Here is a 20,410-nt window from a genome sequence, read left to right on the forward strand (position 1 = left end):
TCTTTTACACCTTATTCTTTATATACTTTAATCCGCTTTCCTTCTATTATAAAGTTTACAGTTCCCGTCAACTCCAGGATCCTAAGTACCTCCGATACATTTTTTTCCCTGGAAACCTGTCCTCCGAATCCAACCTCCGGTTTACGCCCTACAAAGTCTACATCTATGTCATACCACCTTGAAATTTCATTCATCACATCGTCAATCGAATCATCCGAAAAGTAGAAGTATCCATTCTTCCATGCGAGGATTTTTTCAATATCTACATCCGATTCGATAGCCATCCCACCCGTACTTGAAACTTTAACCTGCTGTCCCGGAGAGAGAAACACAGAATTGTCACCTGATAAAATCTTTACCTTCCCTTCTACCAGCGTAGTAGCTATTTCCTCTTTATCACCATATGCCTTAATATTGAATTGGGTTCCTAAAACCTCAACTTCCTGATTTTTCGTCCGTACAATAAATGGAATATTTTTTTCTTCCAATTTGTACTTTTTAATATCAAAATATGCTTCACCTGTGACTTCAACCACTCTATTCTTATCATCAAATCGGGTCGGACAGGTTATTGAAGAAGCTGAATTAAGCCATACAATACTTCCATCCGGCAATGTCACCTGATACTCCCCTCCATTAGGAGTGCTAACGGTATGATAACTAACTTCCTGCTTACCATCATCTGCCATCAAATCCAGAAGAATTTGCCCCTGACCTGTTTTTTCCAATTTAATTCCTCCCTCATTCGTCACTGCCCCATCAGGCAAATCATCTAACACTATGGTTCTACCACCCGCAAGAGTCATCACGGCTTTATTCCCTCCAGGCATGACATCATCCCCATATTTACTTTTAGGTTCCACATCCGCCACTTGAACACCATCCTTATCAATCCATTGATCGAATACTTTCCAACTACCCCAAATTGCTAAAATAACAATCGCTGCAGTAGCTGCCACTTCTCGTATTTTCATCCAAAGTAGCCGCGAATTATATTTAGAATCCCTTGAACTCCCGGAAATATTTCCTTCAATCCTCAATCTTAATTTTTCATCTAATTCTATTTTATGACCGTATTCTTTTACCAAAACCTGATATCGGTCTAGTACATATCTAAATTTGCTATCATTTATTTGGTCCAACCAGTTACTCAAATATTCCTTTTCCTTTTCAGAGGCCGTTCCACAGGCAATTTTCTTCAGTATATTATCAATTTCTTTATTTTCCATTTATCCTTTTGGGCTTACATTTATAAGTAAGACTTTCCCAAATCAAAAAAGTATACCTTGAAAAACGTATTTTTTATCAAATTTATAATTCGAACACCCGTATTCTCATTTTTAGTCCGCCTATAGAAATTTAATAGCTAACTCTATCCTTGTAAACACCAGAACTTGAAATATGGTCATTTGAAATAGTGGTGATCATTTTTCTCTCTGATATAAAGTTCCACATCCCTCAATATATGGTTTCACCTCTCAGGGGAGAAAGGACAAAATTCGTCCATCTCCACGGATTTCCGGCAACCATTAATCCATTTTGTATTCATACAATATGACAGAAGGGGCCCCTTTTCTACTTTCTATCTTTCAGAAAAAGTTCCCTCCGCTCCTGATGGTATCTGATGTCATAAACTCACCGCACTTTATTTTCCATCATCTTTGCCTACTCATCGCCTTAGATATAAATTCTCCAGGATTGAGTGAACTCGAAAACATTAACCTATTTCTCAGGATTATATACTTTTATGGGTACAAAAATCACCTGTAGAAGGGGATGGCACTGCACCTGAACATCTTCTTAATAAAACTCAACATCCCATTTATTCCATCCTCTCCAATTCTATGTAAAAAGGCATAATTCGTCTACGGTCGACTGTGTAAAAGGGTATTAAATCACCTTTCATTTCAGGTAGGTATACATTTTTCATTTCTAATATTTCTGAAGAAATATCTGCAGTCTTCCTCATTACTTGCGTCCCTGCCTCCAGATACATTACCCCACCTGATTTGATCGGTTCGGTAAATCGATATTTAATATTGTAATTCCCTTCCTTTATAAAAACAGCCCATTTGCCAAATATTTCCTTCTGGTTCCAAATTCCCCTTGCTCCTGATGCGTCATTCCGATTGAGAATCATAGGATTTTCTGCGCCTGTCCCGACAATAGGCAAAGGAGGTTCTTCCAAGTTTTTTGATTGAATCAATTCAAAATACAATTGATCCATTGTCCTTTTGAGCGCTTCTGCTTTCTCCGACATTTTGTCGACTAAATTCGTTAGCTCATAGGGATCCCTTTCAACATCAAAAAGTTCAAATCTCTCAATACCTGCATCGTAATCAGTATGTCCGACTAATTTATACCTTCCTTTTTGCACTGCCATATTATTATATAACTCTGGATATTTTCGGGTCCAGTAAAAAAATAGCGCTCTGTTTTCCCAGTCAACCTGATTACCACTAAAAAGCGGAACCATAGTTTTACCATCAATAACTCTACCTCGCGGCAACTCCATTCCGCATAACGAAGCAATGGTTGGCAAAACATCAATATGTGCCGTAGTTGTCTCTACATCAAATTTCCCGGTATGGATTTTTGGGTATTTTAAATAAAAGGGAACCCGGACACCGCCGCGGTATACACTTCCTTTCTTCCCCCGCATTCCCGCTAAATATCGCACCTGTTGCGGTCCATTATCTGTCATAAATATAACTACCGTATTATCACTAATTTCCAATTGATCTAATTTCGCCAATAATTTCCCAAAGTTATCATCAATATTGGACACCATTGCATATACCTTTCTCGCGTCTTCTTTATTCTTTTCAGACATCTCTATAAATGGACGTTTATCACCCTCAAAGCCAGATGCCGGATCGATATTTTTATACCTATTGTAATACTTCTCAGGAACCTGTAAAGGTGTGTGAGGAGCATTAAAAGAAAGGTAACAAAAGAAAGGTTTATCACTGTTTTCTTCAATAAAATGAATGGCTTCGTCTGCAAAAATATCAGAACAATACCCCTGATATGCCTCCCTTTTTCCATTATGCCAAAGAACCGGATTAAAATAACTGCTGTCACCCTGGAAAAAAGTCGTCACATCTCCTACCTGCCCCATTCCACCAGACAAATGGATCACTGATTCATCAAACCCCTGATCCTTTGGACGAGATGGATAATTATCCCCTAAATGCCATTTTCCGAATATTCCGGTTTTATAACCGCCCTCTTTTAGCATTTCTGCAATGGTTACTTCATTAGAAGCCATTGTTGCCCCACCATTATATGTATCCCGGATTCCAGTGCGCAGTGAATACCTTCCAGTCATTAGACTTGATCGTGTCGGGGCACAGACAGGAGAAACATAAAAGTTATTTAATCGGATACTGGAATTGGCAAACCTGTCCAGGTTTGGCGTTTTAATATGGGGGTTGCCATTAATCCCAAGATCTCCAAAACCCTGGTCATCTGTGATAACTATAATTACGTTAGGTTGTTGTTGGGCTTGCAAAAATCCAATCGCACAAAACACAAAATGCCATAAAAATCCAAGAATGTTCCACCACCATTTTGTTTCTCTTATTACCCATTTTTCGTAAAACATATTTGTCTATTTTAATGTTCCAATATATTCGAGTAAATCTGCTACTTGCTGATCCGAATAATGATCGATTAATCCCTTGATCATAAATGATTTACCATTTAAGAAATACTGTTGTTTAATATCTTCCTTTTTAATATAAGTGGTTGTCCCACCTATAAAGGCAACAGTTGTCCCATTCTCATTTTTCTCAACTAAATATCCTTCGACCAAAGTGTCATCATTTTTCTCCACCCGAAATACAGAGTACCCCGACTCTACAGCCGCATCAGGATCAATAATAGCAGTGAGGAGGGCTTCGGTATTTCTATGTGCAGACCCATCTAATGCAGGTCCCAGATTTTGGCCTTCATTCCCTACACGGTGGCAAAGCAAACAGGTTTCAAATAACTCCCTTCCCCTTATGCTATTCCCATTTACCGAATTGGCTACATTAATATACTGATCCAATTTAGAATGGATCTCACTACCCTTTCTTACATTCTTTTTTTGATTAAAACGTTCACGCAGCAGCCTGCTTTCTGCATTAGACGATGTAATTTTATTAATTCTTTCAATCGAAGAATCATCAAACAAATCTATATTTAAATACCCTGACTCGTATAGTTTCAACAAAACATCACATCCCGTTTTACTAGACGAAAAAACGGATATTAGATCTCCTCTTTGGTCCAGGGGTAGATTGGAAAAATTTTGATCTATTAGCTGAATACCTAATTCCGGATCGATCTCTACAATTGATAATAAAGCCTTCATACGAAGATCTAAATCGAAACTGGAATAATTTATCATTTTAGTTACTAACTCCAGGTTATAACCAACATTCAGGTCCATAGCTGAAATTAACATCGATAGCGTTGCAGTATTGAGCTCTGTAATAGTTAATTTTTCAAAAATGGAATCAAAACCGGTCATACCCAAATCATTTATTGCCTTTAAGCCCAATTGTATTGAATCGATTTTATTCGAAGATAATAACCGTTTAACAGTTGAATCAAAAAGACCGGAAATTTGATTAGTTTGTACCGCATTCAGATTATTCAAAGCATATGTTAAATAATCAACACTTTTAATTGATGTTTTAATATGATGATCTAATTTATCGCGAACCCAACCATTCTCGACAAGTCCCAACAAGGCAATAAAATCTGACTCACTGAATTCTTCATGCCCAATTAATGGCCAATACTTTTCGAATAATTGAATCCTTTCAACTACCGGTAACACCTGAGATGCCCACAACACATTTAATGCATTATCTCCATTAATAGGTTCATGCATTAGATACTCCCATAATTCTTCAGGATAATTTTCTAATACCATTCTACTCAAATATCTTTCAAACCGCCTCTCATAGCTTCCTCCCAGATTATTACCAGGTAATTCCGGTTTACACATTTTTACAAGTATTTCAATTATCCGTGTATCTACTTTTTCCAATTCTGAAAGCGTACGAATTATCTGAGATCTTATTTGAGGATTGGGATTCTCCGTTAAAGGTAATAAAGTAGAGGCTACCAGATCCAATTCCGGACTAAAACTTGCCAGGCTACGTAACGCCTCCCTGATTAAATTATCATTTTCCGATGTCAGGAGTTGGTTCACAATTATCATATCTAATTGCCCAATCGACTCCAGACACCACAAAGCATGGATTCGAGTCATTGTTGTGGCTTCCATATCCCCAGCTATTTCCTTTAATCGTCTCACCAAAACAGGATCTCCGCTTGAGCGATCTCCAACCTGATTCCAAACAGCTCTTTTTGCCCATAAAGATTCTGCGTACAAGTAATTGGGTAACTCACCGGTTTCCACTTTTGTAAAATCCATGATTTTTCTTCCTTTCTGTCCCTTATGACGGATACGCCATATTCTACCGTGTTTTTTATCCCGATCCGGATGTGTAGTTGGCAACTCATTATGAGAAACGATTTTATTGTACCAATCTACAATATACAAGCAACCATCCGGTCCAAACTCAATATTTACAGGCCGAAACCAATCGTCCGAACATGTCAACAAATCATCTAAATGCTTTGCAGTTACAGTACCATCTTGATTTCGTTCAATACGTACTGCATTAATGGTACTGGTAATCGGATTAGCCAAAAAGGCCACATTCTTAAATTCCGGTGGGAAGCTGCCTCCTTCATCATCAGCAAATGCCAAACCTGAAATACCGGTCCCTCCTACCCTAAAATCATGTAATTCCGGCAGAAAAGGTTGGTAAGACCTCAGTTTTTCATTTCCAATGCCAGGAAAACCAGTCCCGGGTTCCATAGGGACCACTGAATACCCCAGATCATTGGCTTCAGTACCATACCACTGCCCATCACCCCGCAGTTGAAAGCCCCAGATATTATTTAGGCCCGAATTCACCAACTCAATTTCCTTACCATCCAGGGAAAATCGTGCTATTTTACTGTAATCTAGCTGCAATTCTCGACCACTAACATGTGAATATACATTTCCCTTATTCAAAGCTCCCTGACTAAAATAAATCCAGCCTCCGGGACCTTTCACCAATGAATGCGCCATTGTATGAGAATCTGTAAAGCCAAATCCTGATAACAAAGGCTTTCGCATATCTGCCTTGCCATCTCTATCTTGGTCAGAAAGATAAAACAATTCAGATCCCTGCACAACGTACACTCCATTTCCATAAGGTAGAATACTCATAGGAATCGTTAATCCTTCTTCAAAAATTGAAACACTCACGTTTTTGTCGTTGTATAAATTATCGAGTATAAGGATTTTATCGTCCCCTTTCGACTTACCTTTATATAAATCAAGTATACGCTTAAACGCTGGATGACTACTTTGCTTTTCTTTATTGTCCATTAATTCCAATAAATCCTGCCATGAAATATCCTTTATGGGATCTAATGGATACATGCTTGCCGTCTGTGTCCACAGCCGGCCTCTATCATCAAATGTTATATCAATTGGATTTATAATGCCCTCTTTTTCACTGGCTACCAGTTCAATCACAAATCCCTCCGGAAGCTCAAATCTTTTAAGCTGTTCTGCAGGTGCTAGTGCTCCTTCCCGATTAGATTGTGTTTTTTTTTGGCTAAAAGATAAGAAAGGTAGTATGCAAATAAATAGGATTAATGTTCCGGATCGATTTGAAATCATTGCCCTCCCATTGTCAAAACTCTTCAATAACAATATCCCTGTACTCAATTACGGCCTTTCCACCACTATGCAATTGCAAGGCAATGACTCCTTCATCAGGTATGCTTTTATCTTTCTCAACATATTCACATGTTTTTACACCATTGATATACAATTCGTGCAAATCGCCTTTGCAACGAATCACATAACTGTTCCATCCATTTTTGTTTAAAATACGATTAAGAACATCCACTTCTGCATCAGCCAATTCTCCCCTCCTGTGCTCATCATACAAATCACCCCAATAACCATCTCCAATATCAGCCTGGTATCCTATCATTTTGTCACCTTCTACTATCGATCGATACTGAATCCCACTATTTATCATCCCTGTTTGTGGATTTCCGGTCAGTCTAAATAAACACCGGAATTCAAAATTCTTATATTTTTTGTCAGTATATAAAAACAGATTAACCGGGATTTTATCCTCTCCATTTCCACAATAAATAACTCCATCTTTTACCCCCCAAAATTCGGCATGCTTGCTATTGAGAAAGTTCCATCCTTTAAGGGTTTCCCCATCAAACAAACTAACTTCATCATTTTTCAATATATTTTGCCCTTCACTTTGTAATGGAACATATAGGAAAATCGATAGAAAAAACAAACTCAATAGGGAATAGAAGATATCGGATTTCATAATTTATTTTTAACGAACAATATAATTATTTTATCCCCATCCCTACGAGTATTTGTTTTACTTTTACCAACAACTTTAGAATTTAAATTTTTACATAAATACATTAGGTACAATACTGGATCATTGTATCAAGTTGAAATTGAAATAATCAATTGAACAGACTTTTGGGGTCCTACGCTTATTTCGATTCCATTAATCAGATCTCTTCCGCTATAGGTTTTGACAGAATCTCCCATGGAAATTTTATACTGCTTCTCCGGATCTACAGTAAACCATTCGGGGAATTGGTTAATCCTGGGCCAATCAACAGGTAATTTCATTTGTACAGAATGCCTTTTTTTATCAAAATGCAATTTTCCCTGCCATTCATCTTTGGAATTAATGGTAACAAGTAAACTATCATTCATTTGTTTTGCTCCAAAATTCAAATTTTCATCCCAGGGTAAAGCATAACATCCACCTGTTTTCCACAAAGCATACATAATGGAAGTCCTGGCAAAATTACCATCGCCATACCATCCTTCAATAACACCATTGTTTTTCCATTGTTGTGCTTCAGGCCTGTGACTGGAATCCTGCAAAGACCACATCACCTTGATTTCACTTTCTACCCAATCGGATGCATTGGGGTCAGGAATCCTATTCATAATATTAATACAACCTTCAATTGCATCTGCATACCCATCAGCTCCATTTCGCTCCCAATTGTAATTTTTATATTTATGGAGATTTGAAAAAATTGTCTCAACAGCTTTTTTATACATTGGGACACTATCAATTTGGTAGACCGATAAGTACCCATTTAAAGTATACCCCCAGGTATCTGCAATGGCAGAATCAATTACCTGTCCCGTTTGGGGGTTAATGGCATTGTAAAATAATCCATCAGGATTTCTCCCATATTTCAATATATAGTCTAATAGCCGGTGAAGTGATGGTTGGTATTCTTCCTTTTTTTCGGGATCTGCATAATGTAAAGAGGTATACAGCTCACACAATCCGGCAACCAATTCACATCCATGGTCTCTTAATCGCAAATAATCTAATCCCGTTAGCGGATAATTTTCTCCCAGTAAATAATAATCACCAATCTTACAGGCCCACTCCAAATACCTTTCATCCCCTGTTTCCCAATAAACCCTGGATAAAATCTGTAACAATTCCCCATTGACTTCGGGTTGGGGAGAGTTACCAAAACTTTTGTCATCCAAACCGCCGGCTACGTCAATATGCTCATCCAGGTCCATTAGCATCGACATCATCCTGTCGGACCATGGGCTTTCGCCCAACCACTCTATAAGCGGCAGAAGACCATCTTTGATATATTCGGATGTACCAAAAACGATCCGGTCCATCGAAATTTCATCGTGTTCAAAACCTCTCTTCGAAAATGAATATGTATCGGGTAAAGCCCCCACTCTGGAGGTATACAATTTTTCACTTTCCAGGATATCCAGCATAATACCGTTGTATTTTTCACGATCTGTAAAGAAACTCGTTAATACTAAAAAGGGGTAATTATCTGCTGCACAATCACGGGCATTCCAAAGATCATTCCCTTTTCCACCATCTAGATTTCTGGGGATAAGTCCTGTTTCAGGATCTGCATGTAGTAGCCAGGCGTTCATATAATTTTGACTACGCGCTAAAGCTTCATTTACTGAAACTGAATTATTCCTTGCCTCTTCATAACCTTGATATACCTTATCACCTGCATTGTGAATTTCACCGCACCTAAACAGGCAAAAACACAATGTAAAAAGAGTCCCTATTTTAACAATTTTATAAATCACTTTTTCTAATTTTCACCGTATTCAAAACCCGACCGTCCACATCGTTATGACAAAAGATGATAATAGGTTCACTACCTTCTTTCTTCACCTCTACTGACAAGAAACCTCCAACCAATCCAAGATACTGATGTTCCGGTCTTTTGTCACCTTCTTTCCACCCCTGTACATGGTAATCACTCACAGGTCCTGATCCAAATTCCAGAAGCCCGGTTTCATCATCCTTAGAGACATATTGCCAATGACGGTCACCATTAATTACAAATATATTTTTCAGGCCGGAAAGATACTTTCTCAGCCATGTACCTTCATGCTCGAAAGTAGTATTGGCATGGTTATCACTTTTATTTTCTCGATCGGGCCCTACCACCGGAGTTGCTGTAAATAATAGCTTGAAGGTAGCATCCGACTCTTCTACCGTTCTGACAAACCAATCTTTCTGCTCTTGTCCCCAAATACTTTTATCAGGCCCGTCCTCTGCATCATTAGGGGATCGAAACTCCCTACCTTCTACCAGCCAAATTTCAAGATCTTTGCCCCAACGAATTTTGCGATAAGGTTTCTTTCTTACAGGTGAATTAGTATACCACAATTTCAACCCGTCCTCCAATGACAAATCACCATAGTCCCCGGATCCCGGGAACACATCATTATCCAAGAGATCGTGATCATCTTTTATCATAAACACCGGTGTTTTGGTATACAAATCACGGATTGACGGCCTCGAATCCATAGCATGCCATTTGTGCCGAGCTTGTTCCAGGTTTTTGGCTAATGGTCCCGGTTTATCATAATAAACATAATCCCCGGTCTGAATATAAAAGTCAGGATTCATCCTTCTCATACTATCGTAGGTTCTAAACCCCCGATCAATGTCATCGAAACTCCAGAAATATTGACATGTACTCGTAGTCAAAATTACATTTTTTGATGCATTGGGAGAAGGGGCCGTTTTGAAACTACCATAGATAAAACTCGAAACACCATCATCAGTCATTTTTCCTTCAATTACGACTTTATATAGACTATTAGGTTCCAGTTCATCAAACAAGAAAGACACTACACTGTCCCCAGGCTCTTTCGCCTCCATCCAACCAGAACTAAAAACCTTACCAGAACCAGCCTCTAATTTTATCTGTACAAAACCGTTGGCTACCTTTACAGCTCCGTCCATTTTATCTACCGGCATATTTTCATCAAAATCAATAGGGTGCCGAAAAACCTTCTCCCTTCTTTCATGCACGATAGAGTTTGGAAATTGCTGACCACATAATCTTGTCCATACAATAGCTTGATTACTGGTTACACCCGATACTTTATACCCTGTGGTAAAGAAAACATTTTGTTGTTTATTTCCATTCCTTTTAGGTAAAACAGGATTTTGAAGTACTGGAATTGTTATAAATCCTAATCCCATTTTTTTTAGGAACTTTCTTCTCTTACTCATTTCCTTTTATTTCAAGTTATTATTCTAATTCGATTTTCATCTTTTCGGCCCATCTTTCCCAGGCTGATTTCAATTCTTCAAATACTTCTTTATTTTCATCCGAAATATTATTTGTTTCTGTGCGATCTGAATGCATATCAAATAATTCCCACTTATTCCCTTCACGAACCAGCTTCCAGTCATCATTGCGCAAGGCACTACCATTTCTCCAATTAAAATAAATGGGTGATTGCCGTGACAAAGATTCGCCATTTATCAAAGGCATAATACTTTCTCCTTGCATCGGGTACACTTTTTCCCCTTTGTAATTTTCCGGGTACATAGCCCCGCTTATATCTACCAATGTAGGCATGATGTCAATAAAATGAAGTGGCGTATGGTCGATACGGCCACCTTCTTTTATCCTATCTGGCCAATGAACAATAAAAGGTGTTGTGGTTCCCCCTTCATAAGAGAAGTTTTTAAACTTACGGAAAGGGGTATTAGATACATTTGCCCAATTAGCTTTTAATGAAGACCATCGATCCATTGCACCCACCTTTCCATCTCCGATTTCTACTACTTCGGCCGAAGCTCCATTATCTGATGCAAATACAAAAAGAGTATTTTCCCATTCTCCGGTGCTTTTTATATAGTCGATAACCCGGCCAATATTTTGATCCAATATATCTATCATGGCAGCATATACCTGCATTCGCCTGATTTCATCTTGTCTTACGGAATCCGAAAGCTTCTCCCAATCGGGAAAAACAGGTTCTGACCTGGGATATCTTTCATCAAGTAAATTCACAGACCTCTGCCGTTCATATCTTTTTTGAGCTATTTCTTCATACCCCACATCATAAATACCGTCATATTTTTCTATTTCCTCTTCCGGCGCATGCAAGGGGTCGTGCGGGGCTTGATAGGCCAAATACAATAAATAAGGTGAATCATCATCCTTGTATTTTTCCAATAAGTCAATGGCCCAATCCGTCCATGCATGAGTCGCATAATAATCTTTTGGCGGGGTAAAGGGTTGGACAATCGAATCATCAAAAGCAAAAACCCGTTTACCGTATCTTTTTTGCGCAGGCATTACTTCCCCTTCCCTTTGCAATCCGGGATTAAAATAATTAGCAGCCCCATCCCTCAATCCCTTATAATGGTCAAACCCCCAATCAAACGGATTGTCTGTAGAATGATGTTTCCCTACAAAAAATGTATTATAACCAGCTGACTTCAAGACCTCTCCAAACAATACCGAATTATGGAAATCTTCAGGCTTTTGATGCATATCAGCCTGCTGAGCATACAATCCAGTTAATAATACTGCCCTTGAAGGGAAGCATTTGCTAGTATTATGCATTTGTGTAAACCGAATTCCATCCTTCGCCACCTGATCCAGGTTTGGTGTATTTATCTCAGAACCATAGGCTCCTATATCCGAGTACCCCAGATCATCTGCTAACACAATAACTATATTTGGATGTTTTTTTACAATGTCTTGGCTATTCTCAGTATTCTTGCAGGAAATAAAAATAATAACTAACAAAAAAACACTATACCTCATCCGTCTTCTTATTATTTTAATCATTAGAATAATTTTTAGGTATCAATTCTTCCCTCAATATTTCCTTTTCATACAAAATCGTACCATTATCCTTTATAAGGCGATAGGTAACAGAGGGTATAGAGGGATCCGGATTAAATGTCAATTCCCCAAAGGCAAAAACCGCATCGTATCCGTATAGTTGGGTATCCCAGGAATCCTTTCTTGCCGGAGGACCTACCCTACCACCCAAACTGGCAGCTTCAAATTCATAATATTGAAATCCATTCTTCCGTGGAATTGTAAATCCCCTTGCTCCATGCCGGTCACCCGAAATAAATATAACGCCTTTAATATTATTATTTTCAATAAAAGATAACAACCCTTCTCTTCCTTCCGGATCGTATCTTCCCCAAGAATCTTTTCCATTGGATACATAATCACTCCACATCGTTCCGCAAGACACGACGATAAAAGGCCCTCTACAGTCTAATAATTGTTTCTTCAACCATTCCATCTGCTTATCCCCTAAAAAATCCCCTTCTTTCCCTGTCCTGAAGTATCGATTATCTGTCATCAGGATATCAACACTTCCAATTCGCGTTCGGGTAAAAACCCCTTTTGAAGATTCTCCCAATCCGTATGTTGGATTATTCCACGAATTCTTAAAAACTTCCCAAACTCCTTCCTTGTCACTTTGCACATATCCATCTGGGATCCCTGACTTATCATTATCGAAGTAATCATGGTCATCCCATGAAGCATATACGGGAATTTTCGAAGTAAATTCAGCCCATGGAAACTGAAAATCGCGGGCCAAATAATCCAATCTGTGTTCTCCTAAATGACCATTCCGATCCTGGACAGCTATATCCCCCAAAAGAAACATTGCATCAGGGTTTCTCCTTTCTATTCCAGACCATAAGGCTTTGTTACCTAATCCCCAGCGATGGGGACAAGATCCAAAAGCAAGTCTCACTTCGGAATTTTCTTCAGGAGCCGTTGTGAAATAATAATTTTGAAAGGGATGAATGCGTTTTCCATTGATTGATAAAGAATAAAAATATTTTTCATTCGGCTTTAACCCATCTATTTTAACAATACCAGAGAGATCATTTTCTGGCTTTGTTTTTACAGACGGAAAGGATTTTGTAAAATCTTCGTTTTCTACTGTCACAGTTACTTCTCCCGGAAGAGCTGTCCTCACCCAGATTGAAACGCCATCAGACTTGACATCGCCAAGCATGGGGCCCCCTAAAATTTCTATATTATGGTCACTAATCCAATCGTTATAACCTTGATCCTCAACTACATCCACGTATCCCGATTTCTCATCTTTAGAAAGTATTTCTGATACAAGGTTGTACGTTGTATTCAAAACCGGATTTTGTTCTTCCCAATAATTAAGGACAGAAATATTCGATGACAACTTGTTCATGGGGTGTTCCTGGTCGCCAAAATTTTGGGAACTCAGTACACCGATTTTTACAAACAAAAAAATTAACAGTACAATTCTATTCATATAATGTAAGCATTTTTTTGAAGTTTATTAATTCATTTTATTCTTTCCAGATCTTCGATTAAAATCCTTTGCATTTCATTTGCTTGTTTTCGACCCAATATTCCTCACGAATGAGCAACATTTGAATTACCCATCCAATAATATACCTTCATGGCCAACAGGTTCTTGTATTCCCGGCCCATCACTTCACATCGCCCTACATAACCCGTCAAAATGGCTTACGTACTGGGAAAGGTTGACTCCATTTACTTGAGTTACAGTATTTATTGTGATAGGGTCTTTACTAACCTTTGGAAGTTTTCCCCCATGTATCTGATACGAATCATTCAACCCATTGCCCACAAGTATCAATGTCGAATTACCAGTACTTTCAGAAACGGGATAACCTACTCCAATTAGACCATTTTCGATTCGCCGATAACAAACCAAACAAAAAGAAAAACGATCCTTTTAAAGAACTTCTCAAAATAAGGATTATCCAATTGTAAATCCATAAGTTTCACTCCGGGATTATTTATCAAGTCTTTTGGGTTGAATAAATTCCCATACTTCTTTACCTACTTCTTCTACAGAATGTAAAAAGACAAATGTCCCTTTCTTATTCGCTACTACAATGTCTACTAATCCATTGCCCGTCAAGTCCCCCGTTTCTACTTCAACTCCGACACCCGAATTAAAATCAATAAGATAAGGTACAAAATAGCCATTCTCCCCACTGGGATCTATTTTAAACCAATACAATACAGCAGCATTATTGTGAAAATAGTGTCCATTTGGACCATGCGCCCAAAAACGCTTGCCAGTCACCAAATCTTTAACTCCATCTCCATCTATATCAACCAGGTCTATGGCATGAGCTTCTGCGAAATTGACACCGTATTTATTGTCAGAAGGAATAACTCCCATGATTTCATGTTGGTCAAACTCAATCTTATTTCCTTCTCTTTTTTGTTCGTACCAGGCCATTCCCCATCCATGAGCCTGAAGTGTAGTGATCACATCGTTCATTCCATCGTTATTGACATCATAAGCATACATTTGAGCACCCCCGGGACCAAAATCTGCAGATTGATATGACCATTCTGTTTCAAGATTTTTCAATCCAGGATTTTTCCACCATCCTTTGGCCATAATAATATCTTCCAGCCCATCCCCGTCAATATCTCCAATTCCAAATCCATGTGTAAATTTCCCCCAATCCTGCTGCACATAAATCTTTACAAACTCCCAGGGATCTTTGACATTATCCTGATCTCTACGGGCAAATCCCAAATACCCATCGGTATGAAACACTAACTCTAATTTTCCATCTTTGTCCAGATCATAAAAATGTGGCGATTCGTTATCCACCTGCCCGTGGATCAAATGCCTTTCCCAGTATAGATCACCACTTCCTGGATTCTCAAACCAATAGGCTGCTTCACCGGGAAAACCTACCATCAATATATCTACTCGTCCGTCATCATTCACGTCCTCAGTCTCCACGAAAAAATTATCAGAGTATTTATAAGGATCGTGTTCAACAGGCTCGTAATAGGCAAATTTACTGTCAAATTCCGGACCAGCGTACCAATATGGTCCTGCAATGACATCCGGATGCCCGTCGCCGTTCAAATCCCCAATCCCAGCTCCCTCAGCATAAAAAGTTTTCGATAGCTGGATCTTTTCAAAAGCATGCACTACATATCGTACTTCTTGCCCTGAAACCCCACAAGCTCCAAAAGTCAAAACGCCTGTTATCAAAGTAATTAGTTTCAACCTAATTTCTGTTATTTTATTCCGCATGGCTTAACATCATTTCCAGTTCATGTCCCGCTTCCTGAAACTTCTCTAATGAAGCCCGGGTTTTTATTTGAGCATTTGCCTTTTCCAACACCTCTTTGGCATGACTATTCTCCAACATTCCCAACTTTTTGATCGTAAATTGAAGGATTTCCGGTATTTCAGACTCCAATGCCAGCTCCATAGCCCGATCCATGTCCTCTTCAATCAAAGGTTCAAAAACATACCAATTCATTAAGGGCAAGTTGTGATCATCAGAATCTACACTGTGATTATTCAACTCTTTTACGATGGTCCAACGATCTTCCAACGCTATACCTTCCATAGCTGAACATATATACAAACGTACCATTGCCGATTCATCATCCCTGGCCATCATAGCCAATTTATTCAATTCTTCCTCAGCAAAATCATAATTTTCATCGTACAATTCCAAAGCCCAGCTTCGAATAAATTCGTCTTCGTGATCCAATAGAGTTAAATAATCCGATTTTGCCATTCCTCCTGTCACATGGAGTGCCCATAAAGCCCTCAGTTTCCTCGTAATATGGGGATTCTCTTCCAGGATCTTTTTCAGGGCTGTGTATACTTCTTCACTTCCTCCACGCGATTGAAGTATCTGACGAGACTGACGCACATACCATTCATTCGGATGCAATTGATACTCCACTAATTCAAGATCCGATTTTTCCGATAAATCTACTTGGACAAACTCATCTTTTTCATGGCTAATCTTATAAATCCGGCCCAACGTCTTATCGTGGACATCCGGATTCGCACTATGGCATTGATTTTTGTCATACCAGTCTATGGCATACATCGAACCACCCGGACCATAGCGATAATCCAACCACTGCGACCAGGAATCATTGGTCTTGAGAAAATCCTTTCCATGGGAAGCCGTATAGCCAGACCCCTGTCGCTCCAAAACATCAGCATTCACGCGATACCCATGAATATTGTTCATAAAGATAGTATTTCGGAATTCCTCAGGCCAATGCTCTGCTCCCTGGTATATCACTGCACCTGCATGGGCATGGCCTCCCCCTGCAGAGGATGAACGAAAATTACCTGCGTGAGGGCCATTGTCTCCTACCCAATGAACGTGGTCTGCTATCGTCTTGATGTCGTCAAACACATAGGGATTAAAATGTTTTCCCGATTGCCTTTTGTATTTACCACCCCGGATCACATGGTACAAATGGGGAATGACACAGGCCGTAATAAATATATGGCCATAGGGATTAAAATCAAGTCCCCAGGGGTTACTCGTTCCTCTTGCATATATTTCAAATTCGTGCTTGATTGGATGATAACGCCATACACAGGCATTAAGTTTTATCCGTTCGTCTTCGGAGGCCCCGGGTTTACCGACATTTGAATGGGTAAAAACCCCCTGGGTACCATATAACCAGCCATCAGGGCCCCAACGAAAACTATTCAGTGTCTCATGGGTATCATCCGTTCCCCATCCATCCAGCAATATTTCCGGCTCTCCCGCTGGTTTGTCTCCGCTTTCATCAATGGGTATATACTTCAGGTAGGGAGCAGCACCTATCCATACACCGCCGTGTCCCACTTCCATTCCACTAACTAAATTCAACCCTTCAATAAAAATCTTCCGGCTATCCAACGTTCCATCTCCATTCGTATCCTCAAATATTAATATTCGGTCACGTCCCTGGCCTTCCTCTGCCGGAACAGGGTAGGTATGGGCTTCCACCACCCACAATCGCCCGCGGTGATCCATCGTAAAGGCTATCGGTCGTACCACTTCCGGTTCGGAAGCTGCCAATTGGATACTAAATTCTTCCCCCAACTCCATTTCAGTGACAGCCTCCGGACCACTTAATCCCGCATTCTTTACCAAATCTCGCGGCGGAAGAATCACGATATCCTCGGGCTTGAGTTCATCCGAAAATACCGGTCGCGTTTTATAAAAACGAAAATTGTCGAAATTGATATGCGCCAGCTTATTATCCCTTATATATGGAATCGGTGATACGCCTACTTCTTTATCGACCAACCGTATGAAAATATCTTCTCCCTGATGTCCCTGTAAATCTACTACTACGGGTCGCATTTCCAACTGATCATTCCCTGTAATCTCAAACAGAACTTCACCATTTTGCACATTTACCAATTCAACTCGGGTTTCTTTCAATGCCCCACCAGACACCTTAAATGACGCAAAAGGAGCTGTGATGACAAATGGAATGGATTGAATGGTTCCTGTATCTTTATAATTCTTTGTTCCCCCGCTACTCAAAAAAAACTCCCCGTCCATTTGCATTTTAACCAATTCCTCACTCCCAAATTCATCATCCGAGCGATCTGACACCGGTTGTCCCGCGAAAGCAGTACCTTCTACGTCCCAATCTTCCAGGGTATTGTATTCGAAATCAAAATTCAGTTTCTTATCTTCGATCCGGGGTATCTCTCCAATCGCCACTACCGCTCCAGGTATTTGTTCTACTACCTTAAATTCGCCTTCCATCCCCGCCATTCGATGTCCCGGGATACTGCAATAATACATATCATCCTCTACCGCTTCGAAGACCACGCTTGTAGAATCTCCTTTGTCAATAATAGAAGCCGTCTTCACACCTGCCTTTTCCATCGTCACATCATGGGTCATAATCTCCCCATTAATCATCACGATTTTTACCCGTTCACCTTTCTTCGCATATAATACCGGATTGCGCACACCTTCTATATCACCGTCCAATCCGACATAACCCGTCATAAAGGCATGGAGTCGGAATTCGCGGTCTATTTTCCCTTCTGAAGTTGAAGAGCTTTCGTTTGTGCAATTGAAAAGAACCGCTATAGCAAAAAGGGAAAAACAACATTTGATCGTATTCATTCAGGTGTCCATTTATAATGAGTTCAAAATTTTATTCAATATGAAATTAAACCTCATCGCTCACATATCCAAATACAATAAATATATTTCACTTTACAAACTAATTAAATTTTCAACAATTAGATTATTCAAATTAATAATAATTACAAAGTGTAAAGGACCTACTATTCTACCAAATATTATATTTACTGAATAGTTTTTCATCAAATGTTTTTCCTTATTAATATTCAAATTTCCATAAAGTGACAGAACAAATACTCTTTTCATCTAATCAAAAAAACACCTCTTCATTTTGCACCTTACCATCCACATTATAATGCGTAAATGAAATCTGAGGGACACCATCATCTCGATATACTTTTATACTCATAAATCCTCCATTAACTCTTAAGTACTGATGTTCGGATCGCTTATCATCTTGCTTCCATCCTCCTGCCATGGCATCCGATACGGGTCCGGCTCCAAATTCTTTTACACCGGTTTCTTTATCTATTGAATAATATTGCCAATGTCTGTCTCCATTAACTACATACATCCTTTTCTGGGAGGATAAAAAATTCCTTAACCAGTCGCCCTCATTTTGAAACATTAAATTTGCATGATTATCTTTTTTATTTTTTCTATCAGGTCCAACGACTGGGGTAGCAGAAATTAAAATTTTGAATGTGGCATCTGATTCATTTACTGTTTTCTGGAACCAGGATTTTTGCTCTTTACCCCAAATGGTTCTTTGCTCGCCTGTAGGAACATTCCTCGGAGAACGATACTCCCTTCCTTCAACTAACCAAATCTGTAAGTCCTTTCCCCAACGTATTGTTCTGTATGGTTTATCTTTTAGGGGTACGTTTTCTCTCCATATTTTCAACCCATCTTCCAATGTAAATTCTTCAAGCGGCAGAGAATCGGGATAAACATCATCTCTTAAAAGATCGTGATCGTCTTTTAACAAATAAACTGGAACTGATCGATACAATTCTTTAATTGATAATCGCGAATCCATGGCATGCCATTTATGTCTTGCTTTTTCAATATTTGTAGATAAAGGTCCTCTCCGGTCATAGTAGATATAATCCCCTGTGTGTATAAAAAAGTCCGGGGCTATTTTTCGTATTGAATCATAGCTTTTAAAACCTCGCTTAAGATGATCATAATTCCAAAAATACTGGCAGGTACAGGTTGCCAAATGAACAGGTATTACTTTATCTATATCTGGTGCTGTTCGGAAACTCCCTTCAACCGAGAAAACTTTCTTATTTTCCGAAATTCTTGATTCCAATTTTACTAAATATTCTGTATTGTCTAGAAGATTATCTACCGGAATTTGAACCGTAAAATCATTTTCCTGTCTTGCAGTAAACCATTCTGAAATTTTTTCCTGATTCGCGCCAACCAATTTAACACGGACCTGACCTTCCATTCCTTCCACAGCTCCATCCATTTGTTTGACCGGTTTATTTTCGTCGAACGCTGTGGGGTAAAAATTCACCCCTTCTTTTTTACGATCGTGTTTTATAGGAACCGGAAATTCACTCCTGCATAACCTAGTCCAAATAATAGCATCATTCTGACCTACTTCAGCAATCTTAAAACCTGTTGTAAAAAATATTCTTTCTGTATCTGAAGTGGAATCAAGTTTTACCTCATCAGCCGGTAGATTGACAGCTTCTAAAAATGGGACAGAAGATAAAAATATTCCCATTTTTTGAAAAAACGACCTCCTGTCCTTTTGTTTCATAATTTTCTTTTAAATAGATTCATTTTACGTAAAGAAAAGATGATTAATCATAGTTTGTTGTAAGACAATTACAATTTTAAATTCAAGAAAATAATCAGAACCTCATACATAGAAATGGAATTCGCGATTTCTTTTGTCGTAAGCAGTATTTCTATTAAAATACATTCTTTGTTTATCCAAAATCATTATACACAATATATAATACAAAAGGGGGATAGACCTATCCAATAATAAAGGTTGTCGAGTAAACCCGGGGAACTTCCCCCCGAGTTTCTCACAGAACCGTACGTGATACTCTCGCATCATACGGCTCTTA

The 20,410-nt window shown here is 39.0% G+C and carries 12 protein-coding genes; all 12 read right to left on the reverse strand.

From position 1 onward, the window contains the following. Positions 1-11: 11 nt before the first annotated feature. Positions 12-1,229, reverse strand: a complete 1,218-nt coding sequence (locus LVD47_RS09485) for a FecR family protein (protein ID WP_236975533.1) — start codon at positions 1,227-1,229, stop codon at positions 12-14. 593 nt (positions 1,230-1,822) lie between these two features. After that, on the reverse strand, positions 1,823-3,607 hold the full coding sequence (locus LVD47_RS09490) for an arylsulfatase (RefSeq protein WP_236975535.1): 1,785 nt from the start codon (positions 3,605-3,607) through the stop codon (positions 1,823-1,825). 6 nt (positions 3,608-3,613) lie between these two features. Continuing rightward, positions 3,614-6,742 (reverse strand): PVC-type heme-binding CxxCH protein, encoded by a 3,129-nt coding sequence (locus tag LVD47_RS09495; RefSeq protein WP_236975536.1) that lies wholly within the window; start codon positions 6,740-6,742, stop codon positions 3,614-3,616. Positions 6,743-6,755: 13 nt separating this feature from the next. Then, a complete protein-coding gene (locus LVD47_RS09500) occupies positions 6,756-7,421 on the reverse strand; it encodes a 3-keto-disaccharide hydrolase (RefSeq protein ID WP_236975537.1) in 666 nt (221 codons plus the stop codon). Positions 7,422-7,549: 128 nt separating this feature from the next. Further along, positions 7,550-9,214: a hypothetical protein gene (locus LVD47_RS09505; RefSeq protein WP_236975538.1), complete on the reverse strand. Its 1,665-nt coding sequence runs from the start codon at positions 9,212-9,214 to the stop codon at positions 7,550-7,552. Then, positions 9,204-10,658 (reverse strand): alkaline phosphatase D family protein, encoded by a 1,455-nt coding sequence (locus tag LVD47_RS09510; RefSeq protein ID WP_236975539.1) that lies wholly within the window; start codon positions 10,656-10,658, stop codon positions 9,204-9,206. Before LVD47_RS09510 ends, LVD47_RS09505 begins: the two co-directional genes overlap by 11 nt. Positions 10,659-10,677: 19 nt before the next feature. Next, positions 10,678-12,234, reverse strand: a complete 1,557-nt coding sequence (locus LVD47_RS09515; protein ID WP_236975540.1) for an arylsulfatase — start codon at positions 12,232-12,234, stop codon at positions 10,678-10,680. Further along, on the reverse strand, positions 12,227-13,711 hold the full coding sequence (locus tag LVD47_RS09520) for an alkaline phosphatase D family protein (protein ID WP_236975541.1): 1,485 nt from the start codon (positions 13,709-13,711) through the stop codon (positions 12,227-12,229). The genes LVD47_RS09515 and LVD47_RS09520 overlap by 8 nt, the downstream gene beginning before the upstream one ends. A 510-nt stretch (positions 13,712-14,221) precedes the next feature. After that, positions 14,222-15,496 (reverse strand): FG-GAP repeat domain-containing protein, encoded by a 1,275-nt coding sequence (locus LVD47_RS09525; RefSeq protein ID WP_236975543.1) that lies wholly within the window; start codon positions 15,494-15,496, stop codon positions 14,222-14,224. Next, positions 15,486-18,359, reverse strand: coding sequence for a PVC-type heme-binding CxxCH protein (locus tag LVD47_RS09530; protein WP_236975545.1), 2,874 nt, complete (start codon positions 18,357-18,359; stop codon positions 15,486-15,488). The genes LVD47_RS09525 and LVD47_RS09530 overlap by 11 nt, the downstream gene beginning before the upstream one ends. A 271-nt stretch (positions 18,360-18,630) precedes the next feature. Beyond that, a complete protein-coding gene (locus LVD47_RS09535; protein WP_236975546.1) occupies positions 18,631-20,094 on the reverse strand; it encodes an alkaline phosphatase D family protein in 1,464 nt (487 codons plus the stop codon). Between the two features lie 102 nt (positions 20,095-20,196). Continuing rightward, the coding region (locus LVD47_RS09540) for a hypothetical protein (RefSeq protein ID WP_236975548.1) at positions 20,197-20,410 on the reverse strand (214 nt) is incomplete at its 5' end.

This window comes from Membranihabitans maritimus (assembly GCF_021729145.1).
GTDB lineage: Bacteria > Bacteroidota > Bacteroidia > Chitinophagales > Saprospiraceae > Membranihabitans > Membranihabitans maritimus.